This is a genomic window from Halobacillus litoralis (assembly GCF_020171725.1).
Classification (GTDB): domain Bacteria; phylum Bacillota; class Bacilli; order Bacillales; family Halobacillaceae; genus Halobacillus; species Halobacillus litoralis_F.
In genome coordinates this window covers 195513-218625 of record NZ_JAIVAJ010000006.1, presented here as the reverse complement: position 1 = coordinate 218625, position 23113 = coordinate 195513, and the positions used below count along the sequence as shown (strand labels likewise).

Annotated in this window: 23 protein-coding genes; 7 read left to right on the top strand and 16 right to left on the bottom strand. The window is 46.4% G+C overall.

The annotated features are described in order from the left end of the window. Positions 1 to 67 precede the first annotated feature (67 nt). The 3 genes from LCM20_RS13080 to LCM20_RS13070 are packed head-to-tail and all read left to right on the top strand — an operon-like array spanning position 68 to position 1058. Complete coding sequence (locus LCM20_RS13080; RefSeq protein WP_225195922.1) at positions 68 to 523, top strand: sigma-70 family RNA polymerase sigma factor; 456 nt, start codon at positions 68 to 70, stop codon at positions 521 to 523. 53 nt (positions 524 to 576) lie between these two features. After that, positions 577 to 864 (top strand): hypothetical protein, encoded by a 288-nt coding sequence (locus LCM20_RS13075; RefSeq protein WP_225195921.1) that lies wholly within the window; start codon positions 577 to 579, stop codon positions 862 to 864. Between the two features lie 38 nt (positions 865 to 902). Next, positions 903 to 1058 (top strand): hypothetical protein, encoded by a 156-nt coding sequence (locus LCM20_RS13070; RefSeq protein WP_225195920.1) that lies wholly within the window; start codon positions 903 to 905, stop codon positions 1056 to 1058. A 93-nt stretch (positions 1059 to 1151) separates the two neighbouring features. On the opposite strand, the gene LCM20_RS13065 is transcribed toward LCM20_RS13070, so the two are convergent. Together LCM20_RS13065 and LCM20_RS13060 are read right to left on the bottom strand one after the other, a co-directional pair. Beyond that, the gene (locus tag LCM20_RS13065) at positions 1152 to 2045 is read right to left on the bottom strand and encodes an AEC family transporter (protein ID WP_225195919.1); all 894 of its coding nucleotides are present in this window, start codon (positions 2043 to 2045) and stop codon (positions 1152 to 1154) included. 142 nt (positions 2046 to 2187) lie between these two features. Further along, positions 2188 to 2829 carry a peptidoglycan-binding protein gene (locus LCM20_RS13060; RefSeq protein ID WP_225195918.1) on the bottom strand — a complete coding sequence of 214 codons (642 nt, stop codon included), beginning with the start codon at positions 2827 to 2829 and terminating at the stop codon, positions 2188 to 2190. A gap of 117 nt (positions 2830 to 2946) precedes the next feature. Here LCM20_RS13060 and LCM20_RS13055 point away from each other — a divergent pair, with 117 nt between their 5' ends. Both LCM20_RS13055 and LCM20_RS13050 read left to right on the top strand, forming a co-directional pair. Further along, a complete protein-coding gene (locus tag LCM20_RS13055) occupies positions 2947 to 3753 on the top strand; it encodes a hypothetical protein (RefSeq protein ID WP_225195917.1) in 807 nt (268 codons plus the stop codon). A 70-nt stretch (positions 3754 to 3823) separates the two neighbouring features. After that, on the top strand, positions 3824 to 4525 hold the full coding sequence (locus tag LCM20_RS13050) for a DsbA family oxidoreductase (protein ID WP_225195916.1): 702 nt from the start codon (positions 3824 to 3826) through the stop codon (positions 4523 to 4525). 522 nt (positions 4526 to 5047) lie between these two features. On the opposite strand, the gene LCM20_RS13045 is transcribed toward LCM20_RS13050, so the two are convergent. The 7 genes from LCM20_RS13045 to LCM20_RS13015 all read right to left on the bottom strand — a co-directional run bounded on the left by LCM20_RS13045 (position 5048) and on the right by LCM20_RS13015 (position 14348). Beyond that, complete coding sequence (locus LCM20_RS13045; RefSeq protein WP_225195915.1) at positions 5048 to 5395, bottom strand: hypothetical protein; 348 nt, start codon at positions 5393 to 5395, stop codon at positions 5048 to 5050. Between the two features lie 97 nt (positions 5396 to 5492). Then, complete coding sequence (locus tag LCM20_RS13040) at positions 5493 to 7445, bottom strand: beta-galactosidase (protein WP_225195914.1); 1953 nt, start codon at positions 7443 to 7445, stop codon at positions 5493 to 5495. Then, complete coding sequence (locus LCM20_RS13035) at positions 7446 to 8393, bottom strand: DUF5107 domain-containing protein (RefSeq protein ID WP_225195913.1); 948 nt, start codon at positions 8391 to 8393, stop codon at positions 7446 to 7448. Next, the gene (locus tag LCM20_RS13030; RefSeq protein ID WP_225195912.1) at positions 8386 to 10611 is read right to left on the bottom strand and encodes an alpha-galactosidase; all 2226 of its coding nucleotides are present in this window, start codon (positions 10609 to 10611) and stop codon (positions 8386 to 8388) included. The genes LCM20_RS13035 and LCM20_RS13030 overlap by 8 nt, the downstream gene beginning before the upstream one ends. 15 nt (positions 10612 to 10626) lie before the next feature. Then, on the bottom strand, positions 10627 to 11436 hold the full coding sequence (locus LCM20_RS13025) for a carbohydrate ABC transporter permease (protein WP_225196182.1): 810 nt from the start codon (positions 11434 to 11436) through the stop codon (positions 10627 to 10629). A gap of 17 nt (positions 11437 to 11453) precedes the next feature. Beyond that, positions 11454 to 12377 carry a carbohydrate ABC transporter permease gene (locus LCM20_RS13020; protein WP_225195911.1) on the bottom strand — a complete coding sequence of 308 codons (924 nt, stop codon included), beginning with the start codon at positions 12375 to 12377 and terminating at the stop codon, positions 11454 to 11456. Positions 12378 to 13037: 660 nt separating this feature from the next. Continuing rightward, positions 13038 to 14348, bottom strand: a complete 1311-nt coding sequence (locus LCM20_RS13015) for an ABC transporter substrate-binding protein (protein WP_225195910.1) — start codon at positions 14346 to 14348, stop codon at positions 13038 to 13040. Between the two features lie 241 nt (positions 14349 to 14589). Here LCM20_RS13015 and LCM20_RS13010 point away from each other — a divergent pair, with 241 nt between their 5' ends. Next, complete coding sequence (locus LCM20_RS13010) at positions 14590 to 15801, top strand: ROK family transcriptional regulator (protein WP_225195909.1); 1212 nt, start codon at positions 14590 to 14592, stop codon at positions 15799 to 15801. 34 nt (positions 15802 to 15835) lie between these two features. On the opposite strand, the gene LCM20_RS13005 is transcribed toward LCM20_RS13010, so the two are convergent. After that, positions 15836 to 16729 (bottom strand): ROK family protein, encoded by an 894-nt coding sequence (locus LCM20_RS13005; protein WP_225195908.1) that lies wholly within the window; start codon positions 16727 to 16729, stop codon positions 15836 to 15838. Further along, positions 16707 to 17138, bottom strand: a complete 432-nt coding sequence (locus LCM20_RS13000) for a hypothetical protein (RefSeq protein ID WP_225195907.1) — start codon at positions 17136 to 17138, stop codon at positions 16707 to 16709. Before LCM20_RS13000 ends, LCM20_RS13005 begins: the two co-directional genes overlap by 23 nt. 129 nt (positions 17139 to 17267) lie before the next feature. On the opposite strand from LCM20_RS13000, the gene LCM20_RS12995 reads away from it, so the two are divergent. After that, positions 17268 to 18629: a TrkH family potassium uptake protein gene (locus LCM20_RS12995; RefSeq protein WP_225195906.1), complete on the top strand. Its 1362-nt coding sequence runs from the start codon at positions 17268 to 17270 to the stop codon at positions 18627 to 18629. 329 nt (positions 18630 to 18958) lie between these two features. Here LCM20_RS12995 and LCM20_RS12990 read toward each other — a convergent pair whose 3' ends face one another. The 5 genes from LCM20_RS12990 to LCM20_RS12970 form a co-directional block, all read right to left on the bottom strand. Further along, a complete protein-coding gene (locus LCM20_RS12990; protein WP_225195905.1) occupies positions 18959 to 19927 on the bottom strand; it encodes a sugar phosphate isomerase/epimerase family protein in 969 nt (322 codons plus the stop codon). Positions 19928 to 19945: 18 nt separating this feature from the next. After that, complete coding sequence (locus tag LCM20_RS12985; protein ID WP_225195904.1) at positions 19946 to 20971, bottom strand: Gfo/Idh/MocA family protein; 1026 nt, start codon at positions 20969 to 20971, stop codon at positions 19946 to 19948. Continuing rightward, positions 20968 to 22008, bottom strand: a complete 1041-nt coding sequence (locus tag LCM20_RS12980; protein ID WP_225195903.1) for a Gfo/Idh/MocA family protein — start codon at positions 22006 to 22008, stop codon at positions 20968 to 20970. Before LCM20_RS12980 ends, LCM20_RS12985 begins: the two co-directional genes overlap by 4 nt. 13 nt (positions 22009 to 22021) lie before the next feature. After that, the gene (locus tag LCM20_RS12975; RefSeq protein WP_225195902.1) at positions 22022 to 22741 is read right to left on the bottom strand and encodes a ThuA domain-containing protein; all 720 of its coding nucleotides are present in this window, start codon (positions 22739 to 22741) and stop codon (positions 22022 to 22024) included. Positions 22742 to 22924: 183 nt separating this feature from the next. Beyond that, positions 22925 to 23080: a hypothetical protein gene (locus LCM20_RS12970; RefSeq protein WP_225195901.1), complete on the bottom strand. Its 156-nt coding sequence runs from the start codon at positions 23078 to 23080 to the stop codon at positions 22925 to 22927. Positions 23081 to 23113 lie beyond the last annotated feature (33 nt).

Genomic DNA, 23113 nt, shown 5'->3' with positions numbered 1-23113 from the left:
AATGAATTGAGAGATAATGGAAGATATAGGGCGGAAGCGCCTTTTTCAATTAGGAAGGAGCGGATTCATGGAAGACATATCGTTCGAGGAATGCAGGCCACTCATCTTTCATTCTCTTAAAAATTTTCACCTGTCTGAATCAGATGAGGACTACATACAAGAAGGCTATTTCATTTTCGACCTCTGCCGTCAGCGGCATGATCCAAGCCGCAGCAAATTCACTACCTATTTCGTACAGCAATTTAACTTCTACCTGAAATCACACGTAAGAAACGAGCAACGTAAAAAGCAGGCCGTACAACTCTTAAGTGAACCGCATCAGGAAGACCCTCTTGAAGAGCCTCTTCTTCTTTTAGATCTCCTTACCCACCATCAACTTACTCCTATAGAGCAGGAAATTCTTCACTTATCGTACAAAGGTTATCCCTCTCAAATCATCGCAGACAAGAAGGACTTGAGTTTATCCACCATTCAACGCGCCCGCCGGCGGATCAAGCAAAAACTGTTTGCTCATGCCGTTTAATTCACTATCAAAAAGGGAACTTTATTCTGTATTACACGAACGGAGGAATTCATGTGCAACAACCTTCTCGTTCTCTTACTCCAGTTAAAAAAATATGGCTGGATGACTCCCCTACCGGCTTCACCCATGCCTTTGTAGAACGTCTCGCTTACGAGTGGATGGTCGAGATTGTGAACCCTGTCCCTATCCCTCTTATGGAGAATCGGGATTACGTCCTCACCCTCTCATTCGAGCAAACCGACGGTTCTTTTTATCCATCGATCAACATCGAATCGTACGAAATCATGGAAGGAAACGAATTTACCGTGTATCGTTTTTTCATGTATCCAGCTGAATCATGATATAGTAGAAGCAGTCTGGCACGAAAGGAAGAATCGTTTTGTTTTATTTATTGTTTGCCTTTTTCTTTTTGGCGTACTTTCTTATAGGTTCTCTTACGGATACGGTTGCCATGTCTCCGATTGCCGGTGTCATTTGTATCGTGTTCGTATGCGGGAATGTCTATATGTTCTTTAAGGAACGCCGTAAAAAATAAAAAAATGTCCCGGGAGAGGATTTCCCGGGACATTTTTTATTGGTAATGAAAACTTCACTCTCACAAACCGGCTTCCAATCTTGTGAAGACGACTTAAACGATTGAGAGTACAATCGGAATGGTGATGACACTCAATAGGGTTGTCACCAGCGTAATACTGGAGACAAGCTCCGGTTTCGCGTCGAACTGGACGGCATACATCGTCGTTGTCGCTGCAGAAGGCATAGCCGTCGCGACAATTAAGACGCTCGCCATTAAGTCACTCATCGGCAGGATGATCGTCAGCCCCCAGGCGATAAGCGGCGAGACGAGCAGTCGAACGCTTGCCGCAAATGAGATTTTTCTCCATGCGAGGTTTTTGACTGTGATGTTAGCGAGCTGCATCCCGAGAAGAATCATAATGGTCGGGATCGTCGCATCGCCTACTAACGTAATACTGGACATGAAATTACCAGGAATGGATATACCGGCATATTTGAAGGCAAGCGCAATCCAGACCGCGTGCGTCGGCGGCATTTTCAGCACGGTCTTAATGGCCATACTGATGCCAGTCGTGCCTTTCGCCGCATAATACACGCCAAAGAAATTCATGACGATTTGCTGCAAGACCATAAACGAAACGGCATAAACAAATCCCTCTTCCCCGAAGGCAAATAACACAATCGGAGAACCATAGTTTCCCGCATTCATAAAGGCCGTCGATAGAATCGTTCCGCTTTCCGTCGCTGTATCATAACGCAACAGTTTAGCTGCAACTTTATTAATAAATATAATGGCAAATAACAAAAGAGCCGAAAAGACGATCATCATCAAATAATCCTGATCGAATTCAGCGTGATAGAATGTTTCAAACACTAAACAAGGAAGCATGATATAAAGTGCGACGGTCGATATCGATTTGATTTCAAGGCGAAGGAACTTCTGTAAAACAAAACCCGCCGCAAAGACTAATATGACGGGAAGCACAACTTGTACAAAGATCCCCATAAACGGCATCCCCTCTTTCACTCTAGCATTGATAACTTTACCAGTTTACCAAAGAACACACTATGAGGATACTATAACGCAAAAGCACCTGCCAGAGGCAGATGCTCTTCTTGATGAACATGATCAGCTGATATTATGATTTCTAGTTCAATCCCAGCAGCTCCTTGGTGACAGGACCGACAATACCATCTACATCCACGGCATGGTCCTCTTGAAACTGCTTCACTACGCCTTCCGTTTGAGGACCGAATCGGCCGTCGATTTGCAGACAGTAACCAAGTGCATCGAGGCGCCTTTGAATTTCAGAAACGCCTGCTCCTGTGTCCCCTCTTTTTAAAGTGGCTTTTCTTGATTCCGGCCATTCCAGGTGAGGATAGTCGCGAAAAGATGTCCAATCACCTCCCCACCTGAAACCAAGTGACTTCGCGATTTCAGCAACACGCCTCCAGTTTTCATCGACCTCCCACAGAGCTTTTGTGCCGTCACGCGTCACAAGAAAGAAATCGACTGCTCGTCCTTCATTGTGCACACTTTCACCGGGTCTGGCATACGTGACAATAGGTCCTCCACTGCCATAAGCCTTACCGTTCCATACATAATCCGGCCTCCCCTGTCCGTAAAGTCCTGCCTGCTCTTCCCAAGATCGATATCCTGAAGAAATCTGCACGAATACCCCTTCCTCATACGATAGCTCAATCACATGCAATGCTTTTTTCAAAACGATGGTCTCCACTTGCCCCATCCGCTTGCGACTCCTCTGTTTCAACGTTTCCAGTTTAATCATTCCATCCCCTCCTCACCTTTACTATCGTGGCAGGTCTTGAAAAAGTAGCATGTTTCGCCCTATGAATTTATACACTGATACAAAAGGCTTGGATTTTTTTAGAAAGGAAGATTCCATATGATGTGTGTTCACTGTCAATATGAACAGGAAGCCGGCAACTACTGTACTGTTTGTGGTACACCTTTCTACGATTCGTTAACCGTCAACGAACCAGAGCCCGCTTATCAGATCATTGAAACACATGAAGCAAGAACAGATTTCAGATCAGACCGTCACCTGAAAGACCGCTTCTCTTTCTCCGACTATATGAAAGACCACTTGAAAGAGCCTGGGAAAGGCTTTGCGGCGGATGAGGAGTTGTTCAAGTACGGGCTTCTTGTCATCGTGTTTTACATGGTCGCTTTTGCCTTAAGCTTTTATTTCCTGGCGAACAAGCTTTATACGATCATGATGGGTGGACTGGCAAATCTATTCTCAGAAACCGGCTATCAGCAGTCTCTCCCTTTTCTCAACTTAACCGCGACGATTCTTTTCTTCATCGCCTTATTCGTCCTCTCCACCCTTTTCTGTTTATACGTAGCTGCGAAATTCATGGGGGAAGGATTATCGGTTCGTCTGTTGGTTGCCCAGTACGGAAGTGTGATGCTGCCGTTTACGATCGTGAACATCATCGCCCTCGGTTTCGGACTCGCCGGGGCAGGAGGATTGACACTATTCACGACAGGTGTCTCCTTATTTTTCCTGATTGCGATTATGCCGGCACTATTGATTTACCACAGAGGGATGCGGAGTTCGAGGCCACTTAACATCGTGTACTGGAGCATCGGTACGACCGCCGCTTCTCTCCTGATTTCCTATCTAATTGTCCGCTACTTTATTGTAGATTTTATTTTGCAGCTGCAGGATGTCGCCCCATTCTTATAAAACAGAATCTTAGCATTCACCCGGGGACAGGCGTACAATAGAAACTGAAACCATAAGAGGGGTGAATACAATGAAAATTGAAGTATGGTCAGATTTTGTCTGCCCGTTCTGTTATATAGGAAAAGCACGTCTGGAGGATGCGCTTGAAGCCATCCCGGAGAAAGATCAAGTGGACATGGTGTTCAAGAGCTTTGAGCTCGATCCTAACGCTGAACAAGGTACCGGTCAGAACATCCACGAAAAATTAGCGGCTAAATACGGTCGTTCGATGGAAGAAGCTAAAGGAATGACAGCAAGCATGACTCAGCAGGCTGAGTTGGAAGGGCTCGATTTCCGCTTCGACCAAATGGTTCCGACCAACACATTTGACGCTCACCGTGTTGCAAAATTCGCAGAATCAAAAGGCAACGGACTGAAAACGGCACAACGATTCTTCCAAGCTGTCTTTACAGATGGAAATGACGTCGGTGACCATGACACGCTGATCCGTTTAGCGAAAGAATCCGGTCTTGATGAAGAGGAAGTGCGTGAAGTGTTGAACGGGGATGCGTTCACGGAACAAGTACGCGCAGAAGAAAATGAAGGCCGCGAACTCGGCGTTCAAGGCGTTCCGTTCTTCGTCATTAACCGCAAATATGCCGTATCTGGTGCGCAACCGAAGGAAACCTTCACGCAAGCACTGCAAAAGGCTTTTGAAGAAGAAAAGGCAGCTCCTCAATTCGAGACATTCTCGACAAATCAAGGCGAAGCCTGCACAGATGAAACCTGCTAATATTGGAAAAAGGTTCTGGATGAAATAAGTGAGTCGTGGGGTGGAAAATAACTCGCTTTCCGTGGCCCAACAGGACGTTGGGTCGTTCGACGTTGCCACAGGACGTGGCGGTTTTAGTTCGAACATCCTTGTTCCTTGTGTCCTCATTCCCTTTCGGTCATTCCGGGGTCTCACCTGACCTGCTGTTCCCACAGGAGTCTCGCCATTTTCCACCCCACTTTGCGATAACAGTGGTTCCAGAACCTTACCAATAGCAAGCGTCTAGAATAAATACCTGATTTACAAAGTTACTTTTTATAATAGCCACAGAATGAATATGAAGACCTTTTCAAGAATCGTAAAAAGCCTCGCTCACAGCGAGGCTTTTTTTATTGGGGAGTTACGGTCTAGAGAACGCGTCTCTCTGCAACTTTGAAAGCCGGTCTCCTTTGAAAGTGTCGTGAGGATGACTCTCACAACATTTTCACTCTAGAAAACGCAAGAAAAGGGTTGAGAGAACACACCTCTCAACCCTTTTCTCCCTTACCACTCCTGCATCACCGCTCCCTGCAGAACCCGGACATCCTCTGCCCGGTAACGAATGCCCTTATGATCGAAAATCAAAATCGTTCCGTCCTTCACTTGTAGCTGCTCTTTGTACGAATCGTTCAGCTTTTCATGCTTCACGTCCGCCTGGATTCCTTTTCGAGCCAATAGAACTTGAAGCGGCTGAAAGGCCTGATTGTCTGCCGGTTCATCCTCATAAAATACAACGATATTCCACTGCTTGTCCGTGCTCGTCAGAAAAGGGCTGATCAGCTGCTGCTCGGATACGGCTGCACTGCATCCCACCAAGCTTAAAATAAGAAAAACAAAAAGGGTTTGTCGCAAAGGGCTCACCTTCTTTTTTTACTATCCTACGCTTGTCTTACTAGTAAGATGACAATATAAAAATCCCCTAAAGGACGAACCTTAGGGGATTCAATCTTTATGGTCTTAGAATTTTACTTTCATAAGGGTCGAGGTTTTCATTGTAGAAGGTTTTCACTTGATCCGTGTGGTTCATGACGAACAAGTAATCCTCTCCATCCGAATTTCGGTGATACACTTCCACCCCATCGTCTGACTCGATGGTATCGATGCGATGCGTATTCAAGACGGTTGCGGCGATTTCATCAAGCGCCGCTTCATCAAGACCACCGCCGATGTAGTAGACATTTCCTTTTCCGAATGAATTCTTCGTGACCGCTGCGTAATCGCTGTAAAACGCATCCGTATATTCATACAGAACGTCTGCACTTTCTGCAACAAGCAGGTCGCGCCATACGGAGATGTTAGCTGGAATGTCAGCGTAGTCGCCGTGTCCTTTCAATGTCAGATTGTGAGAAGTGGTGAGCGATTCGATTTCTTCGACTCTTGCCCCGACTAAGTCGCGGACAGGTCCAGGAAGCACGTGACCGAGTCTCAAGTTATTCGACTTATCTTTCAATCCGGCTCGGAAAGATAGAATCACCGTTCCACCCTGCTCTGCGAATTGACGCAGTCGCCCTGCCAGTTCATCATCCAAAATGAGCATAACCGGAACGACGACGACCTTGTAGGACTCGAGAGGACGATCAGCTGGAATCACATCAATATGGATATTCTTTTTATAAAACGGTCGGTATAGACGAAGTAATTCTTCGTTGAAGTCGAAGTCCTTACTCTGGATCTGAGATCGCCAAGACCATATGTTGTCATAGTCATACAGCACGGCAACATCAGACGAGATTTCAGAGTCCAACACTTCATTATAGGACTGAATATCTTCGAAGACGGATTGAACTTCTTTGTATTTACGACCGTAGACATTGTCGTGGTCGACGACGCCGTAGCAGAACTGCTCGGCCCCCTTCGTCATGCCGCGCCAGCGGAAATACAGCATATTCGAACAGCCGTGGGCGAAGGCTTGATAAGACCACATCTTCGCCTGATTCGGTCTCGGCAGATAACCAATCACATCGTGACCCTGCGCTCCCATGAGTTCCTCTACAATCCAGTAGTTCTGATCAAGCAGCCCACGGTTGAAATCGTGCGTCATCGCAATCGCTTCAGGTGGAACAGGCTTTTCCAACCCACCCCATACGGGATAGTTGTCGTAGGAGACGTAATCCATCACCTGGACGTTGTCTGCATGGTCGAACCATTTATCGAAAAACCCGCCGGATACGTTTGTTGTCACGGATTGGTGATTTCCTTTGAACTCACGGACGATCGCCGTCATTTCATGCGTGAAGCTGTTGACGGAAACAGAACGGAATCTCGCCCACTCAAGCTTCAGGCTCGGGTTGTGTGTAGTGACCGTCGGCTTCGGTACAGGGATTTCAGAGAATGCGTTGTACGTCTGCCCCCAGAAAATCGTCCCCCACTCTTCGTTCAGCTCATCAATCGTTTGATATTTTTCCTGAAGATAGGTGTGGAACTTCGCTCGACACTGATCACAGTAGCATTGATCACTGCCTTCGTGCCCGAATTCATTATCGATCTGCCATGAAATGATGGCTTCCTCTCCTGCATAATGCTGAACGAGCTTCATTGTGATCCTTCCAGCCAAGTCACGGTAAATATCGGAATTGAAGCAGTATTGACGACGACCGCCGAACACCCGCTTATTCCCGTACTCATCTTCTGACAAAATCGACGGGTGCTGATCCGCAAGCCAGGCCGGGAACGTCGCCGTCGGTGTTCCGAACATGACGTTCATGTCTTTTTGTTTCACTTGTTCAATGACGTCGTCAAAAAACGAGAAGTCGAATTTCCCTTCTTCAGGCTCCATCAGATGCCAGGCAAACTCGCCGATCCGGACCATGTTGGCTCCGAGTCCTTTGATGCCGGTCAAGTCTTCTTCCATCATCTCTTTGGGCCAATGTTCTGGATAGTAGTCTACTCCTAAATAGGTCATTTACGCCCCTCCTAATTCCATTTCAAACGTCCATTCGTAAGCTCCATTTGCCGGAATAGACGAGCATTTTTTTATTTTCTCTGCTACATAGACATCATCATAAATTCCCGTACACGGCTCTAGTGCGACATTGTACTCGCCGCGGTAACCACCTCTCGTTTTCCATACGCCTAAATATGGAACTTGATCGACTGGAAAACGATACGTCAAACGTCGACCGACATGAGGTTGGACCATCGAACACCAACCTTCCTGCAGCCGGTCTTTGAAATAAAACTTTTCAACGGTCTGATCTTCAAAAGGTTCGAGCTTCGACAGGTCGATGCTTTGTCCTGTGGAGACGGATTTGGTCCCAGGGTAGCTGTGACACGTCCCCCACTCACCAAGGTGTTTCGTCCCATGCTCCACGTTGATCACCTGATCCAAGTGATCCGGCACGTCAATATACGTCTCGTCATGCATCCGAAGCAGCGCATGTGGAGTCCATATAAATGGAAAAGGCTTGGAACTTGAGTTGATGGCCTTATACGAAATTTCTACAGATGACTCGTTCAGCTTCATCCTTTTTTCCAGTGTGTAAGGAAAAACAGCGCTCTCGACTTGTAGAATGCACTCTCCGCTACGCTCCTCAAAACTCCAAGGCATCGCCCAAACTTCACCATGGTCTGGAATGGTACCCGAGAAAGTAGGGTGTGGACCTTGGTCAATCCCCGGAAACATTTCATCAAAACCACTTGAGTCATGCTCAGAGAAATCAGCACCGTAAGGCGGAATGCTCAGCCCGCGCTCACTTTGAAAAAGCCACTCATATTGCGCTTGCTTATCGTATAGGCTGACCATTTTTCCGCCATACGAGGGAAGAAGGATGCACCGGATTCTGTCGTTCTCTAAACAAACCGCTTCTATACCTTGAACGTTCGTCTTATTCGCTGCTGCCATGTCAATCATCACACACCCCTCCTCTGTCTACTTCCGAAATGAACCATATCTTGGACTGGTTATCTCCACCTCGCTCGCTTGTCGAATGGTTCGCCCCGTTAAATTCAACGCCGAGGGGGAGCCCGTTGGACATCAGTTCATCTCCACCAAATTGCTTACCGTTCACCTCATAATCCACGGAACGGTCAAGACCTTTGAGTTTCAATACTTGGTTGTTCTTCGGGTTGGGTGAATAAATCGGTTTATACCAACCGACTACTCCACGGCCTTCTTCCTGATCAAACAACATCCAGGCCGTCTCGTCCTGATCGAAGGGGCTGATCAACCTTGTGAATGTCCCTTTCCGAATCAAGGGTTCAATCTGCTTATATCGATGAATCTGCTGTTTTATTTCCTCTTTTTCCTCATCTGTTAAAGAAGAAGGATCCAGCTCATACCCGAATGTCCCGAAATAGGCGACATCACCTCTTAAAGAAAGCGGTGACTCCCTTTTCGTCTGGTGATTCGGAACGGCTGACACGTGTGAACCGATGGTGGAGAGCGGATAAGCAATCGAAGTTCCGTATTGGATCTTCAACCTTTCTACCGCATCTGTATCGTCACTCGTCCATGCTTGAGGTGCATAATACATCATCCCTAAATCGAAGCGTCCCCCACCTCCTGCGCAGGATTCGAATAACACATGAGGATACGCCTTGGTCAACCGGTCATACAACTGATATACACCCAGCATGTAGCGGTGATAAAATTCACCTTGGTTCGAAAGGTTGATGGAAAACGGTTCTGTTATGTTCCGGTTCATATCCCACTTGATATAATCGAGCCGGGTTTCTTCTATAATAGAGCTCATTCGTTCGTAAAGATAATCCACGACATCCGAATTGGAAAAGTCCAAAACCTTCTGATTTCGCCCGAGGGTCTGGTGGCGATTGTTCATCCCTACCACCCAATCAGGATGAGTCTTGATCAAGTCACTTACCGGACTGATCATTTCAGGCTCGAACCATAAACCGAATTGCAGCCCTTTGCTTTTGATGTTTGCAGCAAGCTGACCAATCCCGTTCGGTAACTTACGTTGATCAACAAACCAATCCCCGAGCGAGGTTGTATCATCATCCCGTTTCCCGAACCACCCATCATCGAGTACGAATAACTCCACACCCAGGTCCTTCGCCTTTGTCGCAAAGTCATCGAGCTTTTTTTCGTCAAAATCGAAGTACGTCGCTTCCCAGTTGTTAATCAGCACTGGACGCTCTGCTGTTCTGAAGCGTTCCGGGATCATGTGACGATGCGTCCATTGATGCACCGATTGGCTGAGACCGTTCAGCCCATGACTTGAGAATGTTAAGACCGCTTCAGGACTTTGAAAACCATCCCCTGGCTGTAAGCTCCATGAAAAACGAGTGGGGTGGATTCCCATCGAAACACGTGTTGTTGAATAGTGATCAACCTCTGCCTGGGCAACAAAATTCCCGCTGTACACGAAATGCATGCCTAACACTTCTCCGTTATGTTCCGTTGCATCAAACCGCTTCAAAGCCATAAACGGATTGTGCTGATGTGAACTGGCACCTCGCAGACTTGAGATTCTTTGAATACCTTCTGACAGGCTTTTTTCCGTCACATGACGCTCACGCGCCCACGCTCCTGTCAAATGAAGCATGTCATAATCTGAATCAGGTAAATCAAGATTCAATGACATCAGCCTCTGAATCGTCACTCGTTCGCCACCTTCATTTTTTACAAGACAGCTTCTTGTGATGACAGGCAAATTCGTAAAGATCGTATAAAGCAACTCCAGTTTGAGTCCTGAAGGCTCTTTCAGCGTCACAATCAACGTTTCTGCATCCTCTTCCTGTGTATACGAAGCAGGAAGCCCTTCTAGTGAGGGCTTTCCATTTACTACGATGTGAGATTCATAGTTGAAGTCAGATCGAATCTCACCCGCCTCATTCTCGATGAGTACGGAAGATTCTCTGAAATCCCCTTTCCCGTAGGAGGGGAACTCCTGCTTCACCGTTTCTAAAGAGAAGTCGGGTCGTGCTTCATAAGGATGCGTCGTGTTCGGTGCCACATTGGAGTAGGTCTGGAAGTGGCTGTAATCACGGCCACTTTTCAACCCTTTTCCATAATACAAGTGCCCCAATTGACCGTTTGGCATGACGTGAAAAATATAGCTGATGTCGTTATTCGATAAGTGGAATTGGTTTTGTTCGACTGAAATCATGATCGATTCTCCTTCCTACTCTTTCACTGATCCGCCAAGGATACCGGAGATGAATTGCTTTTGCAGCAATAGGAAGAAAATCATGATTGGCAGTGTCGAAAGGGTCGTCCCCATCATGACCTGGCCATAATCAATCCGTGACATCCCGATCAGACTGGAAAGTGCAACCGGCAACGTGTACATCTCTTGCGACTGCAAAACAACGAGCGGCCAAATGAAGTTATTCCACTGGAACATGAACAAGAAAATGGCAACGGCCGCAAGCGCAGGTCGCATGACAGGCATCACGATGCGGAAGAAAATGTGGAACTCTCCAGCTCCGTCCACTCTCGCTGCTTCAAGAAGGGAGTCTGGAATCGCCTGCATGTTCTGTCTCATTAAGAAGATCGCAAACGGATAAGCTACCTGTGGAAGGATGACCGCTTGGAACGTGTTCAACCAGTTGACGTTCGAGAAGATCTCGAACAAAGGAATCAACGTAACGTGATACGGAATCATGATCGCAACTAATAATAGGAAGAATATCTGATTCCGCCCTTTGAACTGGAACTTAGCAAAAGCATATCCAGCTGCGGTACAAATAAGCGCTGATAACGCCGTAAAGGTCAGCGTAATGAACAGCGAGTTCCCCATCACTCGAATAATGCCTACGTTCTCATTCAAGTTCTTGAAGTTCTCCCACCCATGAGTTCCCGGGAAGAAGTTAGGTGGAACCTTGAAGATTTCACCCGATGGATTCGTCGCGCCTACGAACATCCAGTAAAATGGAAAGATTGAAACAATCACACCTACGAATAGAAAAGCATAAAGCAGCGTCTTTTTCATTGGACTCATTTGTGTCGTCATTTGTCTTCACCTGCCCATTTCATTTGTGCCCAAGACAGCACTCCGATAATTAACACTAAGACATATGCAATCGCAGAGGCATATCCGAAGTCAAAGTAGCGGAAGCCATTCTCATATAAGTACAGCGTAATCGTCATCGTTGCATTGTTCGGACCACCGTTCGTTAGAATATAAGGTTCATCGAACAACTGCAGCGTTCCGATCGTAGATAGAACGAACGTGAATAAGAAAATCGGCTTCAGCTGTGGAAGGGTAATGTAGAAAAACTGACGAAGTTTGCTCGCTCCGTCCATTTCAGCCGCTTCATACAGCGATCCCGGTATGTTTTGAAGACCCGCTAGGAAAATCACCATGTTGTAGCCGGTCCAGCGCCATGTGATGGCTACCATTAAGGCGACTTTTGCCCAGAAAGGATCGGACAACCAAGCTACAGGTTCAATCCCCACAAAGGAAAGTAAGTAGTTGACCAGCCCGTAGTTCTCATCGAGCATGATCATAAAGATGATGGACGATGCAACGAGCGCCGTAATCGCCGGCATGAAGAAGGCTACACGGAAGAAGCTCTTCATTTTCACAAATTGTGAGTTTAGTGCTACAGCGATGATGACTGCTAAGAACAACTGAATCGGAACTTGTATAATGAGAATTAAGAACGTATTCCCAAGTGCCTTATAAAACAAAGCGTCCTGGAACAAACGGATGTAGTTCTCGAACCATACAAACTCATATTCTGATCCTACACGGGTTTGGAAACTTAATAATAAAGACGAAATAACCGGATAGACCGTAAAGATCAAGAAAAACGTAACGGCTGGTAAAATAAACAGATAAGGTACGGTTTTCGGTGTAATCCATTTTTTGCGATTGCGATTCTCTTTCGGTTTCACACGAGTCCCTCCCTGTACATTACTTTGACTCAAAGAAATCAACCTCCCCAGAAACTACCCACTTCTAAAAGCGCTTTCAAAAGTGGATTCACTTTGTTAATTAATTTAATTAACTATATGATAACACATGATCCACACTTTGTGTCACACAATCTCAAAAAATTCAAAACCTTTTTAAATGGCGTTGTAAAGCCCGTTAAGCTTTGCTGTGACCGCCTTTTTCTGTATGTAATCGTGCCGGGTTTATCACTATTCTTCAAACAATAGAGTCTCGATTCTAAGAAGATTGCAGACCTTACAGACAACATTTTAATACGAAAAAACTGAGCTCTGTTTATCACGACCGTTAATGAAGGATGGAGAAAGGTTCTATTACAAATGTGGCGGACAAACCGAGCGAGGACTTCGATAGCCGAACGTTATTCTGTACAATCATCACTTATTCAGTTCGTGTGAAATAGAGGTTCAAACTCCACTTTCATAAAGGGGTTGGCGAAACTGCGAGACTCCTATGGGAGCAGAGTACAGATGAGACCCCACAGCGACCGTTAGGGAGCGAGGAGACTCAGCGGACGCCCATGGAAAGCGAGTTGTTTCGCCAACACCGCTTCTCAGCCTTTAGAAGAACCGATAGGACTTATTCAACAACCTAAAAAACAGAGCTCACGAAGAGCCCTGTTTTCCATCTTACGATTAGTTTGCTGAACGATCTGTTTCACTTTCCAGTTTATCCGCTGCTTCCTGAAGGGCTGTATCAATGTCAGCTCCATCAAGAAGGATCTGTGCTTGTGTATCAGACATCGTATCGAATGCACGTGAGTAGTCCGACGTGTAGTTCGCTACAGGAATGTCAGCCACTTCATCCGCAAAGAGCTTCCAAACTTGTTGATCTGCGAAGAACTCAGATTCTTGAGCGAAGTAATCTTCTTCATATGTTGAATTCAATGAAGGGAAGATTCCGCGTTCTTTCAAAGCTGTCATCTGTGGTTCTACTTCTGTTGTGAAGTACTCGACAAAGGCATAAGCTGTCGATTGGTTATCAGAAGAAGATGGGATGACCAAGTCTGAGCCACCTAAGTTCGCTGCACGGTTTCCACCTTCCTCAAATGCTGGCAGGTAGAACACGCCCCATTGACCGCTTTGGTCTGGCGCCTGATCAAGAATCGTTCCTGAATACCATACACCGAATGGAACCGTTGCGACTTCACCATTAACGGTTGCAGAGACAACACCGTTCCAGCCATCATTGTTCAAAATCAAGTCTTCGTCGTGAAGCTGTTGAATGACGTTGAACGCATTTTTCGATTCTTCAGAAGTGACATCGATATTACCTTCTTCATCGAAATAAAACGCGCCTTGTTGGTTCAACATCATACGATACATCGCATCATCGTTCGCGATATCAATCGGAAGCATATTCGTTCCTGTCACTTCCTTGATTGTCTTACCTGCTTCGATGTAATCATCCCATGTCTCGATATCTTCAGGGTTTACGCCAGCTTCTTCAAAGATATCTGTGCGATAGAAGACACCCGTTGGTCCGATGTCCCAAGGAGCTGCGAAAAAGTCTCCATTAGCGTCCTGCGTTACAGAAGTTTTATACTCGCCAAACTTGTCAGCGTGTTCATCATAACCTAATTCAGATAAGTTCGTTAAAGCATCCGGGAATTGTTCTTGATAGTTTGCCAGGCGATCTGACTCCACCAAGACGACATCCGGTAATCCATTTCCTCCAGAAGCAAGTCCTACCGTAAGTTTCTCATATACATCAAGTCGGCCAATATCCTCAACTTTCACTTCTACATCCGGATACTGTTCCTTGAATCCATCAACTGCAAGCTCCATAGACTGCGCCGCTACGTTCCAACCCCAAATGGTAATTTCACCTGAAGGTTCGCCACTTGCATTCTCCCCCTCGGCTTCTCCACCACTATCACCGGAACATGCTGCCAGCAAACCGACAACTAAACCAGCCATCAAAAGACCCTTTAACCAAGATTTCATGAACAAACTCCCCCTTTTGTTAGCGTTTTCAAAACTTAGTAAAATAAATTAACTAACTTACTACTAACCTAGCACACGGAGGTGAAAAAGGAAAGTCTTTTTTCAGAATTTAAGAAAAATTTTTCGTGTCATAGGATATTGTAGATTTAGACCACCCTTTTTATGTAAAACTTAATAAAATAAATTTAAAAAGACTCAAATGTGTTATGATAGCGCTAACAGTAATTTTGGAGGAGATCGTATGAGCACAAAATATAAGCGCGGCAGCTTTCAACTCATGAAATCGATGAACCGTTCCACCATATTAAACATGATTCGTGAAGAAGGTCCTATATCAAGGGCTGACATTGCGAAAAAGACGAAGCTGACACCTCCAACCGTCAGTAACATTGTAAAAGAGCTCATTTCCACACAATTCGTGATCGAAACGACACAGGGCATGTCTAAAGGCGGACGTAAACCAACACTTCTAGAGATCAATGCCGATCAATTTTATACCATAGGTGTGGACGTAGGGACGACTCAGATGAAATTTGTCATTACGAATCTGTTCGGGAAATTAAAGTCACATACGACCCTCACCATCCCTCCATTTCCTTCACATGAAGACATCCTCTCCATTATGAAAAAGGGAATACGAGAGCTGATGGACGGGGCTGACCTCAACAAATTTTTAGGAATCGGTGTCGGCATGCACGGTATTGTCGATCCGGAAGAAGGGCGTTCTCTATTTGCACCGGCATTCCAGCTGCATGATATTCCGATTCGAGACGTGCTTGAAAATGAGTTCAATATGATTGTAAAAGTGGAGAATGACGCGCGGGCTATGACGCTTGGCGAGTATTGGTTCGGGAACGGCAATGATGCCGATAATATGCTTGGAGTCAACGTTGGAAACGGAATTGGTGCGGGGTTGATGGTCAAAGGACGACTTTTTCACGGTGAACATAATCTTGCCGGAGAAATCGGTCACATTACCATCGACTTATCCGGTCCGAAATGCAATTGTGGAAACTATGGATGTTTGCAAACCCTAGCAGCCGGTCCTGCCATTGCTGAACGTGCCAAAAAAGAGTTGAAAGCAGGAAGACCCTCTTTGATCCATGAACTAGTGGACGGGGATTATGACAAAGTGGACGGTCAAAAGGTGTACGAGGCTGCAACTCAGCAAGATCCCTTCAGCATCGAGCTCCTGCATCAAACCGGGCGATACCTTGGTATTGGCCTGACGAATTTGATTCATACGATCAATCCGAAACGGATGATCATCGGTGGTGGTGTTTCCGGTGCAGGAGAGTTTTTAATGAGAGGTATTGAGGAAACGATCCAATCACGTGGACTCACAGACAAAGCCAAAGAAACGTCCATTGTGCTCTCGAAGCTTGGTGAACATGCATCCGCCATTGGAGCCTGCGTTCTTGTGCTTGAGGAATTCTTTATCAGACAGGAGTAAGCCCCTTCTTTCTCAGAAGAGGCTCACTCTTTTTTTATTGTCCAGGTAAAAGAGCAGCACCGATGACACCTGCTTCTCCACTTAACGCAGCCTGCTTCAGATTGATATGTGGAACGAGTCCAGGATACAAATAATCTTCCAGCCTGTCCTGAAGGGGAACCCAGATCAAGTCTCCCGCGTTCATCACCCCACCTCCAAGAACAAAAACAGCAGGATTGATGACGTGCGTCACGTTCGCTATTCCCATCGCTAAATAGTCGACTGCCTCATCTACAATTCGCTGCGCTTTTTCATCGCCTTGACTGACAAGCGAAAACACGTCTTCTGCTCCACCGTATTGACCGAAGTGTTCGTGGAACCGCTCTGCCATCGCCGTGCCGCTTGAATAACTTTCGAGCGCTCCCTTATTTAAATTGCTGTACTGATAGCCGTGTGGGTTGAGAATCATATTGCCTATTTCCCCGGCATAGCCTTGAGCACCGTTAAATACTTTTCCATCGATGACAAGTCCTCCACCGACCCCTGTGCTGACAGTGATGTAGAAGACACTGTCATAGCCTTTTCCGCTTCCAAACTTCGCTTCTGCCAAAGCTGCGGCATTCGCATCATTATTCAGCTTCGTTTCAACTTTAAAATGCTTTGCAATCTGATCAACAATCGGCACTTCATCCCACCCCGGTAAATTCGGTGGATCAAGAATGATTCCACGATGAGGGTCTAGCGGACCTGGTGCCCCGATTCCGATTCCTTCGATTTTTCGACCATCGGCCACCGCTTCGATCATTCTAATGATTTTGTCGATTGTGTAAGCAGAACCTTGTTCCGCATCCGTCGCTTCCTGCATCATCTCCTCCACTTCACCGTTCTCCAATACGGAAGCCACCCTTACGTTCGTTCCACCTAAATCAACTCCGATATGTACGCTCATACTCATTCCTCCCTTTCTCATTTCCTTTTTTTCTCTTTTTCAACCATTCCCGTACGCCTCTTATAAGAAAATAAACCAGGCAGAAAAACAAGAACCCTAACAGTCCGGCTACGGCATCGCTGAACTGCATATTCCCACTCCCTGCAATCTTCTGTTGAATCTCCAATGCAAATACGAAGACTAATACGATGGCAAAGCTGAATAAGAATGAAATGGCGGTGATGCTGAACCTGGCCAGTGCATGAAAGATTACATCAACAAACAGTAAGCCGATAACCCCAAGCACTCCAATGATCCAAAAGTGAAGCTCTGTATCACTCATGTTCCAGCCAAAAGAGCGGTACAAGTCCAGCAGTAAGTCATGCCAAAAATCCGCAAAATCCGATAAAAACCAAATAACTTCTTTCATGATACTCCCCTTTTCTATCTTTCCCTCTACAACAATTCCCCATCCTTCACCCTTTTTCCTTCTTCCAGTTGTCTTCTTCCCGTCTTCCCGATACAATCAATCCATACAGTATTTTGAAGGAGTTCTTTTATGGATGTTCAAAAGCGTTGGAATCGTTGGTTTAATAAGTTATCCCCTTTTCAAATTATCGTGCTGTTCTATGCTTCAGCAGCGATTCTCTCAACCGGATTGTTGAGTCTGCCTTTTTTACATAGAGAAGGAGTCAATCTGTCATTTCTGGACAGTTTATTCACAGCCGTCAGCGCCATAAGCGTCACCGGATTAACGGTTGTGTCTACAGCAGACACCTTCAATACAGCCGGCTACTTTGTCCTCATGTTCGTTCTCCAGTTCGGCGGAATCGGTGTCATGACGCTCGGTACTTTCATCTGGCTGCTATTGGGGCAGAAAATCGGGTTGAAGCGAAGACAGCTCATTAAAACGGACCAAAACCGGAGCACATTCTCAGGAATGGTCCAGTTGATCCGCCAAATCCTGCTGATCATCATCCTGATCGAATTGATCGGAGCGGTCATTCTCGGCCTATATTTTCTTCAATATTTTCCGACGGTCGGCGAAGCCTTTGTGCAAGGAACGTTCGCATCCGTCAGCGCAACGACCAATGCTGGATTTGATATTACAGGCACGTCACTCATCATGTTCCAGGACGATTATTTCGTTCAATTCGTCAATATCCTGTTGCTGACATTAGGAGCAATCGGCTTTCCGGTTCTTATCGAAGTCAAAGACTACATGACTAAGAAACCGAAGGACCTGTTCAACTTTTCCTTATTTACAAAATTGACATCCATCACCTTTGCTTTGCTCATTGTTGTCGGTACTATTCTGATTTACTTATTCGACCGCAGTCACTTCTTTGCAGGAAAATCGTGGCATGAGTCATTCTTCTATGCTTTCTTCCAATCAGTGACGACCCGTAACGGCGGCCTTGCGACGATGGACGTGAGCGAATTCACCCCGGCGACGCTTCTCGTCATATGTGTCCTGATGTTTATTGGTGCCTCACCAAGCAGTGTCGGTGGAGGAATTCGAACAACGACATTTGCGATTACGCTTCTGACGATTCTAGCCTATGCCAAAGGGAAAAGGAGCGTCCGTGTCTTCCGAAGAGAAATCCATGAAGATGACATCTTCCGGTCCTTTATCGTAGTCAGCACCGCGATCATGATCACCGGAACTTCAATCATTTTTCTCAGTCTGCTCGAGCCTCAGTTCGAACTGCTGCCGCTCATATTCGAAGCCTGTTCAGCATTCGGAACCACTGGGTTATCGATGGGCATTACACCAGAGCTTCACACGGCAGGAAAATTAATCATTATCGGCCTTATGTTTATTGGACGAATCGGCATCTTTTCTTTCTTATTCATATTGCGGGGCCGCGGTGTAAAAGAGACGTATCACTATCCGAAAGAATCGATGATTATCGGCTAATGGACGTGTGTCGAATGGGGATTGGGACATTGAAGTTCTGATTTCATACGGTGCGAGTCCCAATTTTTGTGAATCGGGACTCGTTGAGCGCTCTTCCTTGGTGTGCCTGTCCCATTAATCGTTTATTGGGACTGACAGCGCTCGTTGCCTCACTGCCACTGTCCCATTATTCATTTATCGGGACTAGCTTGGCTCTCTGCACCAGCGCCCTTGTCCCATTACTCATTTATTGGGACTAGCAGGGCCCGTTGCCTCACTGATCCTGTCCCAATAATGAGTGCGCTCAAAAAAATCCCCTTTCCATTTTGCAGAAAGGGGATTTTTCTCATTTATGCCCACCACATCTCTGTAGCCGGCTCCTCGATAAGAACGGATTTCAAGTTTTTAACGGCTTGGTTGAACCCTTCGTTGATCGACATGATCGGATCTTCATGCTCGATGCTTACGACGTAGTCATAGCCGTATGTGCGCAGAGCACTGATGATGTTGGACCATTCTTCTGTTCCGTGACCGTACCCGACAGAGCGGAACGTCCAGGCACGAGTCTTCACGTTTCCGTAAGGCTGCATATCTGTCAGGCCGTACATGTTGACGTTCTCCTGATCGATGTACGTGTCTTTTGCATGGAAGTGGTGAATCGCATCTGCGTTCCCCAGAATTTTAATGGCAGCAACCGGATCGATGCCCTGCCACCACAAGTGACTCGGATCCAAGTTGGCTCCGATGGCGTCATTTGTTGCTTCACGAAGCTTCAGCATCGTGTAAGGCGTGTGTACTAAGAAGCCCGCGTGCAGTTCAAGTCCTACTTTGACGTTGTGCTTCTCAGCAAACTCCCCTTGCTCTTTCCAATAAGGAATCAGTTTTTCATTCCACTGCCACTCAAGAGAATCGGAATACTCCGGAGGCCAAGGTGTGACAGGCCAGTTTGGTGACTGGTCGCTTTCACTTCCGCCCGGCGTACCGGAGAATGTGTTGACGACCGGAACGCCCATCAAGCTTGCGAGTCTGACAGTCTTCACGAATGCCTCGTGAGATTCTTCTGCGAACTTTTTATCCGGTGAAATCGGGTTCCCGTGACAGCTGAATGCACTGATGGTCAGCCCACGTTCATGTACTTTGTCCAAATATTCGTTACGCTTCTCTTCGCTTTCCAGAAGCTCATCGACCTTACAGTGAGCATCCCCTGGATACCCTCCTGTTCCGATTTCAACGGCTTTCAATCCGGATTCTTTTGCACGGTCTAACATCTCTTCAAACGATTTGTCGGAAAATAAAACGGCGAACACACCTAGTTTCATAGAAAAATCCTCCTCCAATTATAATCGAACGCTCGTACCGGTTTCACTGCTTTCGTAAATGGCTGCGATCAACCTGCTCACCTTAAGTGCTTCTTCAGGCTTCACGACGAGTTCACCTTGACCGAGGCAGCTGTCGACGAAGTTCTTCGCTTGGACTAGTCCTTCGTCTTCTCCACCGTCCACTTTGGCCGTTTGATCGAACAACGCGCCGTATTTTGCCTGATACACTTCGAATGGATAAACACTTAAGCCGCCATCCACACCTGAAACGGTAAGCGTCGTATGGTCTTCTTTAATGTTGGCTGCCCAGGAACATTCAAACTGCATCGAGGATCCGTCTTCAAACATTATATAGCTCGTGACGTGGTCATCGACGTTGAACGTTTCATGGTCGAACTCTCCCCAGTCATTCACCTGACCGGGTGTCTTGCTCAAGCGATCGTACGTTTTTCCGATGACTTCAACAGGCTTCGGTCCGTCCAGTAACCACAATGCCAGATCCAACAAGTGGCAGCCGAAGTCGATCAGACTGCCCCCACCTTGAAGTTCTTTGTTCGTAAAGACGCCCCAGCCTGGTACCTTCCGGCGGCGCATCGCCTGAACACGTGTCACTAAAGGGTCACCGACTTCCTGCATCGCCTGTTTAGCCAAACGCCCCTCTGCGGTATGACGGAAGTGATAGGCTATGGACAGGACACGGTTATTACGCTCTCCCGCTTCCATCATCGCTTCGCATTCCTCTACCGTCATCGCCATCGGTTTTTCACATAAAACATGTACCCCTGCATCAAGAGCTGCGATACTGATTTCAGCATGAAATTTATTCGGCGTACAAATCGTAACGGCATCCACTTTTTCAAAAAGATCCTTGTAATCATCGAACACGTGCGGGACATCGAATTTCTCTGCCGCTTCCTCAGCACGCGTACGATTCACGTCCTGGACAGCGGTCACCTCTACATTTTCAAGTTGCTTGAAGGCAGGAAGGTGCCGCCCTTGAGCGATGCCTCCCACACCGATAATGCCCATCTTCAATGAAGTCATTTTGTAACCTTCTCGAGCTTACTGACTTGGCCCGTTTCGCCTGAACGAAGAGCAGCTAGAATGACATCCAGCGACTTCATCCCCTCTTCTCCGGTGATAAGTGGCTCCGTGTCATTTAACACACTGTCAACAAAATGGTCGATGACGTGCGAGTTGCTTTGGCCGCCTTCATCATTCGATTGGATTTTTCCAAGCTGGTAGTTGACGATGTCTCCATTTGTGTACTGCGCAATAAGAGAGTACTCGGGATCATCTTCCAGACGAAGCGTTCCCTTCTCTCCGTAAATGACAGTGGAGTTGTCTTCACTCGGGTTGTACGCCCAGCTCGCTGCCATCGTACCTACAATCCCTTGTTCTGAACGAAGAATACAAACTGCATTGTCATCAACCGTGATATCCTTCTTCGCGTTATTCTCGACAAAGCCTGCAACATCGACGAATTCCTGTCCAAGGATATAACGGAGTAGATCGGCTTTATGTACGCCAAGGTCACCCATCGCTCCGATAAAGGCTTGGTCCTTTTTGAAGAACCAGCTGTTTTCTCCTTCTGCACTCCAGCCCTCTGGACCACCATGACCAAAGGCCGTGCGGAAGCTGTACACTTTTCCGATCGCACCTTCTTCAATCAGTTCCTTCGCCTTCACGTGAGAAGGAACGAAGCGTTGGTTATGGGCAATCATCAATTTCTTGCCGCTCACTTCTGCCGCTTCAATCATTTTCTCAGCTTCTTCCCTGGAAGTCGCCATCGGTTTCTCACAAAGCACGTGAGCTCCGGCATTTAAGGAAGCGATGGAAACCGGCGCGTGCAGGTAGTTCGGAAGACAGACGCTTACCACATCAACACTTTCTTTCGAAAGCAGCTCTTCATAGTTGGTGTATGCAGTAGCTCCATACTCCTCTGCAATTTTTTCCACACGCTCTGATACAATATCGCATACCGCTTTGATTTCAACGTGTTCATTTGCAGCATACTCGATCAAGTGACGGTTTTGTGCAATACTCCCACATCCGATGACGGCAACACTCAATTTAGTCATAGTCAACCACTCCTTATTTTTCTTTAATTTCTTCTAAAGGCTGTGCATTTCCATAAACAGGTGTCGGTGTGCCTCCGTTGTTGGCCCACTTCACGCCATTCTTAATCACTTTCTGAACTTCTTTATGGTAGTAAGTCGGATACGTTTCATGTCCAGGACGGAAGTAGAAAATCTTACCACGTCCGCGTTTGAACGTCGCACCGCTTCGGAATACTTCGCCGCCTTCGAACCAGCTGACGAACAACAATTCATCTGGTGCAGGGATATCAAAATGCTCTCCGTACATCTCTTCTTTTTCAATATCGATGTATTCTCCAAGACCTTCCGCAATCGGGTGAGTCGGATCTACTACCCAGATACGTTCTTTGTCATCGGCTTCTCTCCACTTCAGGTCACAAGACGTTCCCATCAGCTTCTTGAATGGCTTCGAAAAATGGGCAGAGTGAAGTACAACAAGTCCCATGCCATCAAGTACACGCTGTTTCACTTTTTCAGCCACTTCTTCACTTACTTCATCGTGCGCTTTATGCCCCCACCATACGAGAACATCCGTCTCTGCGAGCACTTCATCTGTCAGACCATGTTCCTCTTCATCAAGCGTGGCGGTTTTGACTGTAGCGTGCTCTTCGCCTAAGAAATCAGCAATCGCACCGTGAATGCCCTCAGGGTAAATATCACGGACGACCTCACTTTCTTTTTCATGACGAAATTCGTTCCATACAAGTACGTTCATCTTATTTGCTCCTTCCAACTCTTTCTTTGAAATCGATTTCAATAACCGATTAAAAAAAGAACTTCCGTAGTAGACTATGTTTTGTGAATGCGTTTACAATATTCGCGAAAAAATAAAGCACATGGACGTGCTTGAATTATGTAAATCGTAACATTCATTCAGTATTTATACAATATAAAACAATTAATTCCTCATCATTTCTTCATAGCAGTCATAGCAAAGCTCAGCAATCCTCGTATCGCTCTCCTCGAGAACCATCACTTCATCACTTGAGAGGGACGCCCGACACTTCCAACAGTATGCTTCCTTCTCGTTAATCTGTTGCAAAAGATCGTTCATAAAATGCTCAACTCCTTTTCTACTATAGTATAG